At 49.2% G+C, this 14843-nt stretch carries 15 protein-coding genes; 2 read left to right on the forward strand and 13 right to left on the reverse strand.

Annotated features, from left to right (window positions below):
* Positions 1–56: 56 nt before the first annotated feature.
* The gene (locus P8O70_00530) at positions 57–245 is read left to right on the forward strand and encodes a hypothetical protein (GenBank protein MDG2195368.1); all 189 of its coding nucleotides are present in this window, start codon (positions 57–59) and stop codon (positions 243–245) included.
* Here P8O70_00530 and rpsO read toward each other — a convergent pair.
* From rpsO to P8O70_00575, 9 genes are all read right to left on the reverse strand, one after another.
* Entirely contained in the window at positions 228–494 is a 267-nt protein-coding gene (gene rpsO / locus P8O70_00535; GenBank protein MDG2195369.1) for a 30S ribosomal protein S15, read from the reverse strand. The two genes, P8O70_00530 and rpsO, sit on opposite strands and share 18 nt — an antisense overlap.
* A 13-nt stretch (positions 495–507) precedes the next feature.
* Positions 508–1401 (reverse strand): tRNA pseudouridine(55) synthase TruB, encoded by an 894-nt coding sequence (gene truB / locus P8O70_00540; GenBank protein ID MDG2195370.1) that lies wholly within the window; start codon positions 1399–1401, stop codon positions 508–510.
* The gene (rbfA, locus tag P8O70_00545) at positions 1379–1747 is read right to left on the reverse strand and encodes a 30S ribosome-binding factor RbfA (GenBank protein ID MDG2195371.1); all 369 of its coding nucleotides are present in this window, start codon (positions 1745–1747) and stop codon (positions 1379–1381) included. The genes truB and rbfA overlap by 23 nt, the downstream gene beginning before the upstream one ends.
* Positions 1748–4363 carry a translation initiation factor IF-2 gene (gene infB, locus P8O70_00550; protein MDG2195372.1) on the reverse strand — a complete coding sequence of 872 codons (2616 nt, stop codon included), beginning with the start codon at positions 4361–4363 and terminating at the stop codon, positions 1748–1750.
* Between the two features lie 23 nt (positions 4364–4386).
* Positions 4387–5748, reverse strand: a complete 1362-nt coding sequence (gene nusA, locus P8O70_00555; GenBank protein MDG2195373.1) for a transcription termination factor NusA — start codon at positions 5746–5748, stop codon at positions 4387–4389.
* A 48-nt stretch (positions 5749–5796) separates the two neighbouring features.
* A complete protein-coding gene (gene rimP, locus P8O70_00560) occupies positions 5797–6261 on the reverse strand; it encodes a ribosome maturation factor RimP (GenBank protein MDG2195374.1) in 465 nt (154 codons plus the stop codon).
* An 82-nt stretch (positions 6262–6343) separates the two neighbouring features.
* Positions 6344–8365 carry an ATP-dependent helicase gene (locus tag P8O70_00565; protein MDG2195375.1) on the reverse strand — a complete coding sequence of 674 codons (2022 nt, stop codon included), beginning with the start codon at positions 8363–8365 and terminating at the stop codon, positions 6344–6346.
* 316 nt (positions 8366–8681) lie between these two features.
* The gene (locus tag P8O70_00570) at positions 8682–9422 is read right to left on the reverse strand and encodes a YdcF family protein (GenBank protein MDG2195376.1); all 741 of its coding nucleotides are present in this window, start codon (positions 9420–9422) and stop codon (positions 8682–8684) included.
* Between the two features lie 94 nt (positions 9423–9516).
* The gene (locus P8O70_00575; protein ID MDG2195377.1) at positions 9517–10719 is read right to left on the reverse strand and encodes an ATP-binding protein; all 1203 of its coding nucleotides are present in this window, start codon (positions 10717–10719) and stop codon (positions 9517–9519) included.
* 658 nt (positions 10720–11377) lie between these two features.
* Here P8O70_00575 and P8O70_00580 point away from each other — a divergent pair.
* The gene (locus P8O70_00580) at positions 11378–11842 is read left to right on the forward strand and encodes a CYTH domain-containing protein (protein ID MDG2195378.1); all 465 of its coding nucleotides are present in this window, start codon (positions 11378–11380) and stop codon (positions 11840–11842) included.
* A gap of 11 nt (positions 11843–11853) precedes the next feature.
* On the opposite strand, the gene P8O70_00585 is transcribed toward P8O70_00580, so the two are convergent.
* The 4 genes from P8O70_00585 to gcvT all read right to left on the reverse strand — a co-directional run bounded on the left by P8O70_00585 (position 11854) and on the right by gcvT (position 14807).
* The gene (locus P8O70_00585) at positions 11854–12075 is read right to left on the reverse strand and encodes a hypothetical protein (GenBank protein ID MDG2195379.1); all 222 of its coding nucleotides are present in this window, start codon (positions 12073–12075) and stop codon (positions 11854–11856) included.
* A complete protein-coding gene (gene rlmN / locus P8O70_00590; protein ID MDG2195380.1) occupies positions 12072–13124 on the reverse strand; it encodes a 23S rRNA (adenine(2503)-C(2))-methyltransferase RlmN in 1053 nt (350 codons plus the stop codon). The genes P8O70_00585 and rlmN overlap by 4 nt, the downstream gene beginning before the upstream one ends.
* A gap of 76 nt (positions 13125–13200) precedes the next feature.
* Positions 13201–13593: a glycine cleavage system protein GcvH gene (gene gcvH, locus P8O70_00595; protein MDG2195381.1), complete on the reverse strand. Its 393-nt coding sequence runs from the start codon at positions 13591–13593 to the stop codon at positions 13201–13203.
* A 104-nt stretch (positions 13594–13697) separates the two neighbouring features.
* The gene (gene gcvT / locus P8O70_00600) at positions 13698–14807 is read right to left on the reverse strand and encodes a glycine cleavage system aminomethyltransferase GcvT (protein ID MDG2195382.1); all 1110 of its coding nucleotides are present in this window, start codon (positions 14805–14807) and stop codon (positions 13698–13700) included.
* Positions 14808–14843: the final 36 nt, after the last annotated feature.

The raw sequence follows: 14843 nt of genomic DNA on the forward strand, positions 1-14843 counted from the left end.
TTCTCCTGATTTTTCAATATATTAGGGATCGAAAGAGAGACCAATCGCAGTGCATCATGGGGAAGCAGCCTTGGGACGAACAACCAGACAAAGGTTGGAGAGGGTGTTGCGTTGGAATGATGGCTATTAAGCAGGCAGCGAATGGAATCAAGAATTGCAGGTTGTTTCCTGAGAGGAGATTGGCGGAAGAACGAACCCTTTGTGGGCTCGTTCTAGCAGGTGGCTATTTATCTGCGGATGCCTAGCTTTTGGATAATTTCCTGGTAGCGATCCACATTTTCCGCCTTGAGGTAGTTAAGAAAGTTGCGCCGTCGACCAACTAGGCGCAACAGCCCACGGCGAGAGTGAAAGTCCTTTGGTTGCTGCTTGAAATGCTCAGTCAGATAGACGATTCGGGCTGTCAGCAGGGCAATCTGGACTTCTGTTGAGCCACTGTCGTGCTCATTCTTGCCATAGGTGTGAATCAGTTCATTTTTCTGTTCCTTGGTCAACATGCAGAGATACTCCTCAGATCAATACTTTATTCGGTTGAAAACAGGGGCCTCGCTCTCCCAGATGCAGAGAACCAAGTGCCCAGAGTTCTTGTTCATCACCAGCCTGATACCAGGCTTCAGTGGTATGGTCATTAGGAACGGCTGATCCTGAAGTTAGGCTCAGCGGGACGGTTTGTCCTTGTCGAATACGTTCCCGATCTTCCAGAGGCAAACGCAGCGCAGGGAAGTCACTCAGCACTCTGGAAGAATCCATCCATGGGTTGACTTCCTGAGCCAGTTGCTCAGGAGTTTTGGCTTCCTCGATCACGAATCGAGAGCCACATCGCAGACGGCTCAAGGCAGATAAATGGGCGCCAACACGTAGATCCTGGCCCAATTGCTCAGCTAGTGAGCGAATGTAAGTGCCCTTTGAACAATGCACGGTGATCTCTACTTCTGGTGACGCAAAGCGCTCTAGCCTCAGTTGCTCCAGAAAGACTCGCCGCATCGGTAACTCTGGTGCTTCTCCACGACGGGCCAGTCGATAGGCCGGTGTGCCTTGAAGCTTGACCGCTGAGTGGACTGGGGTCTGTTGATCTTGCCACCCCAAGTGCCTCTGCAGCCACTCGTTCACCATCGTTTCATTCACGGAACTTGGATCCCGTTCAGCCAGTATCTGGCCTTCTGCGTCAAAAGTATCAGTGCGAATGCCAAAACGAACTGTCGCACGATACACCTTGTCCTGTTCGTTGAACAGGGAAATCAATTTGGTCGCCTTGCCCAAGAAAACTGGGAGTACTCCAGTCGCCAATGGGTCCAAAGTGCCCAAGTGCCCAGCTTTTTTTTCCTGAAACTGACGACGGACCCAGCGAATTACATCAAAAGAAGTCCAGCCACGGGGCTTGTCAATGTTCAGAATCCTCAGCACGGTCTGTCTTCTTTACCTTCTGCAGTGCCTGATCGATCTCCATGCTATAGTCAAATCCAGCATCATAGAGAAAGCGTAACTTGGGAGTCAGTCGAGTTTGCAGCACTTTGCCCAGGCAACGGCTGAAGAATCCAGTAGCGTGGTTGAGCGAGGTGACGACTTCTTCTACTTGCTCACTTGGGAAAAAGCTGACGTATACAGTAGCAAAGGAATTGTCTCGGGCGGCTTCAACTCGGCTGATGGTCACCAACCGAAAGCGTGGATCTTTGCTCTCCTGTAACAGGATCTCTGCCAGCTTTCGTTGCAGTAACACATTGTTTGGCTCTGCTGATTTGTTACCACGCATCTAGAGAGTTGCCGCTTCTTCGACTTCGATGAAGGCCTCGATGACATCACCTTGCTGGACATCCTGAAAGTCCAGAACGATTCCACATTCGTAATTCTGAGCGACTTCACGAACATCATCCTTGAAGCGTTTCAAGGAAACAACGTGTCCCTTGTGAATTTCTGTTTCATCGCGCAGGACACGGGCCTTGCAGTTTCGTATAACCTTACCTTCTGTGACTAAACATCCAAAGATATTACCGATACGATTGGCGTTGAAGATCTGATCCACGCGACAACGACCGATCACTTCTTCACGAATCTCTGGAGCAAGCATGCCTTGTAAGGCAGCACGGACATCATCGATAGCGTTGTAAATTACATCATAGAGGCGTAGGTCGACGCCCTCACGAGACAGTGTTTCACGGGCCTTTGCGGCTGCCTGAACATTGAAGGCGATGATGATCGCATCCGAGGCAGATGCCAGCACAACGTCTGTTTCTGTGACGTTGCCAAGACCTGTGTGCAGAAAGCGCACAGAGATCTTTTCATTGCCCAGTTGAGAGAGAGAGTTGCGCAGAGCTTCGACAGAACCTTGAACGTCTGCCTTCAGTAGCAGGTTGAGTTCCAGACTGCCAGCCTCTTCCAGTTGACTGAAAATATTTTCCAGATTCGTCTTCTGCTGCTGAGAAACATTGGCTTCCCGTTGATTTTCCAAACGTTGCTGCACCAGTTGTCGGGCAGTACGTTCATCGTCCATTACGATGAACGTTTCTCCAGTGGTCGGCACGTCGTCAAACCCGGTAATCTCTACAGGAACAGCAGGAGTCGCTTCTTGAATCGGCTGACCGTGATCATTAAACATCGCTCGGACCCGTCCGCAGGTTGTTCCAACCAGGAAGAAATCTCCGATACGCAGTGTTCCTCGCTGGATGAGTACAGTTCCCACCGCTCCCTTGCCACGACTGATCTTGGACTCGACAATGGCTCCACGGGCTGGCCCATCGTAGAAGGCCTTCAACTCCAACACTTCTGCTTGCAAAAGGACCATCTCCAACAAGTTATCGATGCCATCCCCGGTTTTGGCAGAGACTGGAACCATGATCGTGTCTCCACCCAATCCTTCGGCGACGAGATTATGCTCTAGCAACTCTTGCTCAATACGCTGTGGACTGGCATCTGGCTTATCCACTTTGTTGACGGCAACAATTAGAGGAACTTCAGCCGCTCGTGCGTGATTAATCGCTTCAATGGTTTGTGGTTGCACCCGGTCATCAGCAGCGACCACAAGAATCACGATATCCGTAACGTTTGCTCCTCTGGCACGCATGGCCGTGAAGGCTTCGTGACCCGGAGTATCAAGGAAAGTGATGTTGTGATTATTATGGTGAACGTGATAGGCACCAATGTGCTGGGTAATGCCGCCAGCTTCCCCTTCGGTAACTTTCGCTGAACGAATCTTGTCTAGCAGAGAGGTCTTACCATGATCGACATGGCCCATGATGGTAACGATCGGAGCTCGCTCCCGTTCATCAGTGCCATCGGCCACTTCGAAGACCTGCTCTTCAAGATTGGTGGTCTCCTGTTCTACTTCTACATCAAATTCAGCAGCAATCAGCGCGGCAGTTTCTCCTGGAATGCTTTGATTGATGGAAGCCATGACTCCGTTTTCCATCAGGCGCCTTAGGATATCTGTTGCTTTGATTCCGATTAGACTAGCGAGGTCTACAACGGTTATGGCATTGCCAATCTTGATGCTCTTTTTGCGAGGATTAAAGACGTGTTTGGCAATTTCTGTCTGCTCACGAACCCGTTGGCCTCTTCGACGCTCACTCTTACGTTGTTTTCGTCGAGGTTGGTCGTCATCCTCGTTATGGTTGACAACTACAGGCTCGTTGTTTTCTCGTCGCTGTTTTCGTCGAAGGGCTTCACTCTCGGATTCTTCACGGCGATGATGGCGAGCTTTGCTTCCTTTTTTCTCAGACTTTCGCTCTCGCTGCTTCCGTTCTTCTTCCTCTTGTTTTTCTTTATGAGAGGCGGTGGATATACTGTTAGGATCTGCTGAGGGTGGAGAAGGAGGTGGTAGTGGAGCCGCTGCTACAACAGTTCCAGCTTCCAAAGGTGCCGATTCAATCTCAGACACTCCTACCTGTTTTGCAGTCCCTTTTTCTACAGAAGCGTCTGCTGGCTGAGCTTCTACTGTAGTTTCTACAGGAGCTTCTTCAGGTTCACTCGCTTCTTGCTGGGCCTCAACAACGGGTTCGGGTGGAGGTGCCTCTTGCCGGTCACCACCGACTCGAATGATATTTTCTTCTTGTACCTCTTCGGATCGTCGTCGTCGGATACGCCTTGGGCGTTTGCCTCCGATCAGTGTGTCACTGTCAAGTTCGAGAGTCCCCTCTGGATTTGTATCTTCGCGGCGTGTGGAAATGATTTGTGCCGGACTTTCTTTAGCAGGGCGATTCGGTGGTGGACTGGCAGGGCTACCAATCTTCTTACGAATGATCGCAATCTGCTCGTCGGAGAGCGCATTAAAGTTACTGGAAACAGGGATTCCAAGTTTACGGATTCGCTGTAGCAGTTGCTTGGCTGGCAGATTCATCTCTTTGGCCAGCTCAAACACACGCATGTTGGACATAGGATTCTGGACTTCTTGGGGTTTCAGGAGGGTTTCTCCTCAGTAGTTTCCGACGGATCTGCTGTTTGTGCAGATGTGTCCGGTTCTGTGTCAGTTTCGGTTGGTTCAGTAACCGTTGTTGCTACTTCGGGATCTTCTATCGCAGGATCAGCCGATGCAGCTTCTGTTTCAATCTCCTCCCCTAGTGAGTCTTCTGATTTAGTTGCTGCTACATCTTCATTCCTGCGAGCTGCTGCTTCAGCAGCAGGAGTTCCTGCAGCATGCAGGCCGCTGGTAATACCGGTGTAGAGCAGTTCTCGCTCTTCCTTGCCTCGTTCCAATTCACGAGTTAGTTGTTCTTCAATGCTGGGTGCCTCTTCCTCATCGACAGAGATGTTGATCTTGTAGCCAACAAGTCGGGAGGCCAGACGAACATTTTGTCCTTTGCTGCCGATGGCCAGGGAGAGTTGATCCTGCTTGACAATCACGTCAATCTCTCCGGCTTCCTCATCAATTACCAATTCATCAATCACTGCGGGTGCTAGTGCGTTAGTCGTGTAGACAGCCACGTCTTGATTCCAGCGGACGATGTCGATTTTCTCTCCGTAGAGTTCGTCGACGATGTTCTGCACACGGCTACCGCGAATTCCTACGCAGGAGCCAACGGGATCAACGTCTGGATCTGTGCTGTAGACAGAAATCTTGGCACGCTTACCAGGCTCTCGGGCCGCACTGACGATTTTGACAATACCATCATAAATTTCTGGCACTTCCATTTCGAAGAGCTTGATCAGTAGTCCAGGATGAGTCCTAGAAATCGAAAGCTGGGATGGTTTCTGAGGATTATTGTTTACATCCATCAGATAGACCCGAAGGTGGTCTCCGTAGCTGAAGTTCTCTCCGGGAATTTGCTCTCGGCGGAACAGATAGGCGTCAGTCTTGTCCAAAAAGCGCAGCGCAATCCGGCCGTTACTCTCAGAACGCAGTACAGTGCCAGTCAACACTTCGCCAACTCGCTTCTCGAAGGTGCTGACGATCATTTCTCGCTCTGCTTCACGGATGCTACCGAAGATGATACTGCGTGCTGATCGGGCAATCCGATTGAACTCTCGTTCGTCAATCAGGTACTCTACCTCATCACCGATCTGTGCCTCTGGATCGATTTCCTGAACCTCATCTAGTGAGACCTCGTTGTCAGCATCATCGACAATATCTACTACTTCCTTGTACTGGAAGAGTTCGATCTGGCCCGTACGCTTGTTGAAGCTGCCCTCAATGGATTCGTAGGGAAGCTTCCGTTTGGCAGCTTGAACAATGGATTCAACCACCAAGCGGATCATGATGTCACGGTCCAAGGCCTTTTCCTTGGAGACTTCAGTGATGACTTCGAGCAAGTTGTCTCGCAACAGCGACCTCACACAGTGAGAAGTAAAGGAAGTCGGCGCCTGAGGAGGTCAACCGAACAGTACAGGGTCAAGGTGTGCCTGACGAATTTCTTGAAGCGGAATCTCAAGTAGCGGTCCTTGTTCCACCTGCAGCACGATGCCCTGATCATTGATAGTCTGCAGAGTTCCAGTCCAGCGCTTGTGTCCCTGCTGGCTATTGTGCAGCAAGAGCGTGATGCGCTCTCCTAAAAAACGCTGATAGTGCGCCAAGGTACGCAAGGGACGATCCACACCGGGCGTGGAGACTTCTAGTCGATAGGCGCCCCGAATAGGATCCTCATCCTCTAGGATCGGCTCGATGGCTCTATTGACCAGCACGCAGTCATCCAGATTGACTCCCTCCGGGCGATCAATCCAAAGGCAGAGGACTTGTTCCTTGCCTTCTCGTCTCCAGTCTAGTTGCAGGATTTCGTAGCCGAGTTGCTCAAGTGGAGGGGTCAACAGTTGCAGCAGCCGATCGGGCAGACGAGCCATGCGCAGGTATCAGAACAGAACGCTAAATTGATAAACTGAAATAAATACCACAGCTAATCAGAATTGTCGATGGTTTTTCCGTCTAGAACTCAAAGGAGGGTCGAGAGAATCCCCAGTTAGCGTGGTCAGGCTCATGGGTGACCTGCTCATAAAGCTCATCCGGCAGCTCTTCAAGAAAGCGAGAACGTCCGCTGTGACTGGGGCCGTAGTAGTTGGCGCTAATAGCCGGAGCGGTCAGGATTAAGTGTCGCTGGGCACGGGTGAGAGCAACGTAGAACAACCTCCGTTCTTCCTCCAATTGTTCGTTGCTATTCATGCTGCGTTGGTGAGGGAAGAGTCCTTCTGTCAATCCGATCAGAAATACGACTTCCCACTCAAGTCCCTTGGCCTGATGAATCGTGGTCAGGGTTAAGTGTTCCTGATCCTCCCATTCCATCGATTCTCGGTCGCTGACCAGGCTGTTGCCAACAAGCGAGAGTTCATTGAGGAAGGAATCCAGATTTGGATAGTTCCCAGCGAATTCCAGCAGGGATTGCAGGTCAGCCTCACGCTGTGGAGCGTTCTCATAGGTATTGCGTAGAACTTCACAGTAGAAGTTAAGGTAGACGATCTCGAGCATGCGAGACACAGAGGTTTCCGGAACCAGCATTTGTCGAAAACACTCCTGCAGTTGATTCCAGTCTTCTCTTGCCTTGGCTGGAATCAACTTCTGCAGAGCTTCGTTATTCTGACTCAAGCGGACGGCTTGCTGTTCCTGAAAAATGTTATAGATCTTGTGGGCTGTGACGTTCCCAATACTACGTACCTGCTTTAGCACCCGCATCCAGGAGATCTCATCCAGAGGATTGAAGAGTACCTTGACGAAAGACAGTAGATCCTTGACGTGAGCCTGTTCGAAGAACTTGATTCCTGAATGAATCTGGAAGGGGATGCCAGCTCTGGTCAGAGCAACTTGCAGGATGGCCGCTTGGGCATGAGTCCGGTAGAGCACAGCCATCTGATCCAGCGGAATCTCCTGGTCGTGGATCTGCAGGATCAGCTTGAGCAGAACATCGGCTTCTGCCTGTGGATCCCAGACTTGGTGGATCTGAGGGAGTGTCCCATCTGTCAGTTCAGTGAAGAGATTCTTTTCGAACTGCTCTTCGTTGTAATTGATGCTTTCATTCGCCACCTGCAGGATCTGCGGGGTACTGCGGTAGTTCTGTTCCAACCGATAGACCTTCGCTTGGTAATATTCTGGGAAATCAAGAATGTTCCGGAAGTTGGCACCACGCCAGCTGTAGATGGACTGTGCATCATCACCCACTACCATCAGGTTCCGATGAGGACGAGACAGGTAGTCAAGGATCTGAGCCTGAACCCGATTGGTATCTTGGTATTCATCAACCAGCAGATGCTGAATTTGCTGACAGAGTGGCAATTTGTCGTGATGTTGACGCAGCAGGTCCAGCCAGTTTTCCAATAGATCATCAAAATCCATCACCTGATTGCGTCGCTTCTTGGTGCGGTAGCACTTGAGAATTTGGAGCATCGACTCGAGGTGCTGTTCCAGGTAAGTATAGGGACTTCGCAGCAGATAGGCTTCCAGCCCAAAATCTCGTTCAGTATAAGGTCGTTGCTCCAGTAGCACAGCCTCACAGGTCGTATTGAAGGCATTGGAAAAGACATTGCCGAGTACGGAAGCGTTGGGGAAGTGCTTGGAGGGTTTACCCATCACTTCGGCCAAGGCTGCTTTAAGCAGATCCTGTGAATCGCCACTGTCAAGAATGCTGAAGTTGTGTTCATACTGCACTTGGGTGGCGTAGCGGCGTAGGAATCGGCTGGCAACACTGTGGAAAGTGCCGTGTAGTAGTCGAGGTCCACGATCCTGCTCGGGCATGAAGTGTGAGGCCCGATGTGCCATCTCGTTGGCAGCTTTATTGGTGAAAGTCAGCAGTAGGATTGAATTGGCGGGTACTCCATTTCGCAGGAGTTGTCCTACCCGATGAGTAATCACCCGAGTTTTACCACTACCAGCCCCGGCAATCACAAGGGCTGGTCCTTGCTCGTGGAGGACGATCTGGCGCTGAGCTTCATTGAGAGAATCGAGCAGTGGATTGTTCATGCGGACAGTTGTTTATGGATTCAGAGGCGGAGTGTCTTTAGCCTGGTGCCCAAGTTCCTGCAAAAATACGTAGATTGAAAATATACTGGTTCCAGCTAGTGAATCAACTGGGGGATGGCATCGCCTACAGCAACTGCGCTTTAGGATTGCACATTAAAATACATCAGTCTCTCACAACTACAGCCGTTGTGGCAATCTATCACAAAAAATTTAGCAGTGCCCATCACGATGATCTGTGAGGAGATGGTCTCTACCTAGTTGAAATGGGTAGGATTACTTGTGTGCTACAAGCAAAGCTTAGGTTGGGTGAAATCTGTTAAGTTCGGATCCAGTAGTACAGGCGGCCGATGTACTCTCGAATTCCAGATGAGGTCCAGAAGAAGGCTTCTGCATTTGGCAGAAAAGAGAGCCAGTCATAAGGGCGATAGAGAAATTTAAAATCGGTTGGATAGGCCTCATTGACCACCCCTGCCTGGTTAAAAAGTAATTGGGCCCTTGTTAGATGGAAACTGGAGGTTACGAGGATCGCGCTGGAAATTCCGTGGGTCTTGGTCAGCTCAAGAACGGCTGCTGCCTCATCTGCGGTGTTCTCGACGATCTCTGTTAAGAGAATCCGATTGGGATCAACTCCCATTTGGATTGCCAGTGCTTGGAGTCTTTCTCCTTCCGGTGGCAGATCCATCCAGGGAATTTTTCCACGAGTAAAGATGATCGATTCCGCCTTGCCCGCCTCTAGTACCTGAAGTCCTGCAAAGAAGCGATCAGCATCATTCCACTGGGTTACCCACTCTTCTTCTGCTTTGAATCCATCGAGCATCCCACTCAAAACAACCACGGCTTGGTGGTTTTTCAGAGCTTCAACAGACTTGTAGGGATGCTCCGCTTCTAAGCCTTTCCAAATCAGAAAAGAGGTAAGAGGCAAAGAGAAGATCAATAGAAAGACGAGCGCCAATGCGATCCATTTGATTTGACGCCACCACAAGCCGATCAGGAGTAGTAGGCAGACTAATCCGAGTGGAGAAACAATGAGCGGTAGAAACTTGTGGAGATAAATCAACGATGTTTACGTGAAGAAGTGACCAATGGATGCAATGCCTTCGAGGAAGACTGATTGGTAACCATCCTCTCTACGTTTATAGATGGAAGATGGTTCAGGCTGCTGGGTCTTTATCTGACACTTTGTCAACTAAATCAACCAGTTGTGGCAGGTAGAGTTTGAAGCAGGCTCCTCCTGATGTGTTTTCTGCTTCCAGATTTCCTTGCAAGTGAAGAATTGCTAACATTCTGCTCATGTAGAGCCCAAGGCCAGTACCATTACGGTCCATCTTGGTGGTGTAGTAGGGCTCAAAGATTTTTGTGAGACCGCCTTCATTGATTCCTCCCGCGTTGTCTTCCACTTTGATCAAGTAGCCACCACTACCTCGCTCAGAAATCCTGATATTGAGCACTCGGAGAAGCTTGTCCTGGCGATCTTCCAAGGCTTCGATGGCATTTTGGATCAACTCCTTGCAGATGGAACGGATAAAATTCCCATGTTGAGTCGTTATTGTAGTCAACCCTTCGTTGGCAACGACACAGCGGATCGAGGAGGTTTCCAAGCGTTTCTGCACGTCAGCGATTAGGGCCTGGATGATATTCACCAGATCCATTGATTTCCGAGGTCGTCTGACATCAGAAAATACTTGGCGTACCTCGTTGATAGTATTGGAGAGATGCTGAGAAAGTCGCTGAATTTCTTCCAAGTTTTCATTCAGATAGCTATCTCCCTGATTGTTCAATTGATTATGAACTTCCAATTTGGACGCTACAACAGAAATCGTACTCAGTGGTTGTCTCCAGTGGTGCGCCAACAGATTGAGCATTTCTCCCATGGAGGCTAGGCGGTCTTGAATTTTCTGATACTCTTGGCGTTGCCGATCCGTAATGTCCTGAGTGGTTCCAAAGAGGGCAATCACCTCATTCTGGGCATTGAGAAGAGGTGCCACGTGCGCGGAGAACCACTTTGTCTCTCCAGTAGTCTGGTCGATGGCTCGATAATCAAATTGTACTTCAACCTTCTGAGTAATCACCTTGATGCGTGCATTTTCGGAAATATTCTGATCCTCTGGAATACACATCTTTTCAAGGAACTCTTCATAATAGACGGTTGCACCAATAGGAACTCCATGCAGGTGATACATCTCTTCACTGACCAAAATCTGCATGGTGGCCAGGTCAATAGTCCAGATCCCAGCTTTGGTTAATCGCTGAAGTTGAGCAAAGAGCTCCTGGGGATGTTGAATCCCTTCTACGTTCGGTTTTGCCGACTGGATTTTCTGTAGTATCTGAACAGGATTGTTGGTGGTTTGTGTCATTTCTCCCTAAATGGTCTCTGAATTTCAGCGAGTAAAATCAATTGACTTATTGATCAGTATTTTTGGCAAGCAATAAAAGTTCAAAAATTAAGATTTTTTTTTCAGATGAAATACAGAATATCTAGTTTAGATTGGCTTAACTTAAAGTTTTTTGTGAAAATCAAGTAATAAAATTTGTTATCTTAAGACATACACTTTATTTGGATTAGTTTTTGACATGTAAGGTTTGACTTTCCTGTCATAATTGTTTCATAAAAAACATGTAATCCAATAATTATTGGATTTCTTGGTGAGGCTTTTTATCGAAAAAATTGGGCTTTCCTTCTAAAAATAAAATACGCGAATCAAAAACTATTTGAAAATAGTGAGTACTTGGTAGAACTGCCAGAAAGAAAGCTTAACCTTCAGATATCAGTTGCCCTTAAGGAAAAGCAAATGGTTTGTGGAGATTGTTAAAAATAATCTGATCGTTTGCAAACAAGAAATTCAGTAATTTTGCTAGAGAACAACAAAACTATTTGTAGCATTTTGTGTCAATTGAAAAGAATACTAGCTGTAAGTTCGTGTATTTGTACGACTAAATATGTTATTGTTTGACGACTGCTGAGGTAACCAATAATTCTCTGAAAACAATCTGAATCGGCGAAGGAGGTTTGCTGTGGGAATGGAAATCGAGCGAAAGTTTCTCTTGCTCAATGAAGACTGGAAGGTGGGTGCTACGGGTACTTTTTTACACCAAGGGTATCTGAATCGCCACCCACAGCGCAGCGTTCGAGTACGCGTGAAGGGGCAGCAGGCCTTTATGACGATCAAGGGAATGGTTTCCGAAATCTCACGATTCGAGTACGAGTACCCAATTCCACTGGATGATGCTGAGCACATGCTCAAGGAATTGTGTGAGCCACCAACCCTGGAAAAGACTCGTTATCTAGTGAAGTATGAAGGAATGTGCTGGGAAATTGATGAATTTCACGGAGAAAACGCGGGCTTGGTGGTCGCAGAAATCGAATTGGAAAATGAGGAACAACCCTTTGCAAAGCCACCTTGGCTTGGCGAAGAAGTGAGTCAGGATTCTCGCTACCTGAATATCAACCTCTCTCGACACTCTTATTGCCAATGGTAGCAACTGGCTACTTATTGATTCCTACCCCGTACATGCAGGTCGATCTGCATCTGGGTCTGATCGAGAACAGTCTTCTGTAGGTGCTGGACCATCTCTTTCTTGGCCTGCCGTTGCTCCTGATTACCACGGTAGCGGATTTGTTCCTTGAGCAGCTTGTCGAGATCCAGATCGGACTGAGCCGTATCCTGCTCTTCGTCAAGCCTCCACAGTACACCAAACAAACGAATTTTCATCCGACTTCCTCTTCTACGGCTAGGCCTTGTTCACTGCGTAGTTGGCCACATGCCCCTTGGATATCCTGCCCCTTGGAGATACGTAGGGTTGCAACCACACCTCGATCCAGCAAGTAACGTTGAAAGCGCTGAATCTGCTCCCAATCAGAGCGTTGGTACTCACTGTCTGGTGCAGCATTGAAGGGAATCAGGTTGATCTTGAACTTCACTCCATGCAGTAGGCGGATCAAGGCTTTGGCGTCATCAATTGAATCTGTGATGCCCTTGAGCAGAATGTACTCAAAAGTGATGCGCTTACGGGCCTCAAGTGGGAATTCTTGGCAGACCTGAACCAACTGGGCCAGGTTGTAACGCTTGTTGACAGGCATCAAACGCCCACGAACCGTATCGGAGGAACCATTCAGTGAAATCGCCAGGTTCGCCTTGACTCGTTCCTGACCAAAACGGCGAATCTGAGGCACCAGTCCAGAGGTTGAGACTGTGACACGGCGCTGTGAGAAGTTGAAGCCGTACTCATCAGTGAGAATCTCCAAGGCCGTCATGACCTGATCATAGTTGTGGAAGGGTTCTCCCATTCCCATAAAGACAATGTTGCGGAGTGGTAATCCAGTAGCGTCTCTTCGAGCTTCAACCACTTGCTCCACGATCTCACCAGCGCTCAGATTCCTGATCAGTCCCATTTTGCCTGTCACGCAGAAAGAACAACCCATCGCACAGCCCACCTGAGAGGAAACACACACCGTATGATGATCGTGGTGTGGCATCAGCACAGTCTCGATAGTCTTACCATCTTGCAGGCCAAGGAGGTACTTGCGTGAGTCATCCTGCGAAACTCGTTCTGCAACTCGGGTCAGGCGGGGAAGGTGGAAGTTGTCGATCAGCAATTGACGGGTGGACTTGGCCAGGTTGCTCATTCCGTCCCAGTCACTGACATCTTTTTGGTAGAGCCAGGTGAAGACTTGGTCTGCTCGGAAAGGGCGTTCGTTGTGCTCGGAGAACCAGTCGCGCAGGCGAGCCCGTGTCCAGTCTTTAAGATTGTGAGGGGTCATTGTGAATCAAATACAGACGACTGGAACGGGCGGGAAAGTCCGAAACAGAGGTGGGTAAGATGAAAGTAGTCGGCAATCAACCGGCTTCTTCGAGCACAAACTGATCGTACTCTTCATCGTCCAGCAAGTTGTCTTGCTCGTCCGGTTCGCTGAGTGCTACACGGATCAACCAGCCTTCATCGTAACAATCTTCGTTGATCGTCTCTGGTCGATCAGCAAGCTCTGAATTGATATCAGTTACCTTGCCGGACATAGGCGAGAACAATGAAGAGACAGCTTTGACAGATTCGATAGTGCCAAATTCTTCGCCAGCTTCCAACTCATCACCAACCGAGGGAAGCTCAACATAGACAATGTCTCCCAGCGACTTTTGCGCATGGAAGGTAATACCAATTTCGGCCTGGTTGCCATCTAGCCGAATCCATTCGTGCTCACGCGTATATTTAAGATCTGACGGGGTCTGAGACATTTTCCCTCTTGGGCATCAATTCCACCTTGGAAGCCAGCAGTTACCTGCCATAAACAAATTAGTAACAGATCCTAAACAGAGAAACCGATTTGTCCAGAAAAAAATCAAGTAGAGCGGGAAATCTGATAAAAAGGCAACCTCACAACTTCTGCAGCTAGCCGTCGCTTACGCACCTGTACAAGGAAGGTGCTGCCGATCTCGGACAACTCCGTGGGAACATAAGCCATCCCAATAGGAGCGTTGAGTGTTGGCGAAAGAAGGCCGCTCGTCACGCTGCCAACAGTCTGCTCTTCTTGATTCAGGATCGGGAATCCATGACGGGGAATACCAAATTCCTGCATCTGAAAACCTACCAGCTTGCGCTGTGGATTCTCTTTGGAACGTAGTAGGGCTTCTTTACCAATGAAGTCACCCTTCTCAGGTTTGATGATCCAACCCAGTCCCGCTTCGTATAGGGAAATATCCTGACCTAGTTCGTGCCCATAGAGATGTAGTCCACCTTCCAGGCGCAGACTATCTCGTGCGCTCAGACCACAGGGTTCGATGCCAAAAGAGGCACCGCCTTCCAACAGTTTTGTCCAGATGGCTTCTGCGTGCTGTGGTGACAGATATAACTCAAATCCATCGCTGGCAGTGTAGCCAGTACGGCTCAACAGCACAGGGCAGCCGAGTAATTCTCCTTCCAGAAAGCGATAGTAGCGCAAGTCTCGAACAGGCAAATCACTGATTGATTCAAGCACATCCACAGCGAGAGGGCCCTGCAGCGCGAGTAAAGCGTAGTCACTGCCCACATTGCGTAGGTTGGCACCAAACCGAGAGTTTTGTTCTTGCAACCAATTGAAATCCTGATCCTGGTTGGCTGCATTGACGACCAGCAGGTAGTGTTCTTCGGCCAGATGATAGACGAGCAGATCATCCCAGGCTCCTCCTGTTGGAGTAGTCAGTGCGTTGTAGCGTGCGGCACCAACTGGGATTTTTGAAATGTCGTTGCAGGTCGTGTATTGCAGCAAGTCCGCTGCGCTCGCCCCTTCCACCAGCAGTTCTCCCATGTGGCTGACGTCAAAAAGTCCCACAGCTTCTCGAACCGCTTGATGCTCCTGCTTATCACTCTGATAGCGCACTGGCAAATGCCAGCCACCAAAGTCGGTCATGAAGGCACCGGATTGCAGATGCCAGTCATGTAGTGGGGTCTTATTTAAGGTAGTCGAACTCATGGTTTGATCTCTCTTGAAGTGGAAACGAAGTAGCAG

Source organism: SAR324 cluster bacterium, assembly GCA_029245725.1.
In the GTDB taxonomy this organism is placed as follows: Bacteria; SAR324; SAR324; order SAR324; family NAC60-12; genus JCVI-SCAAA005.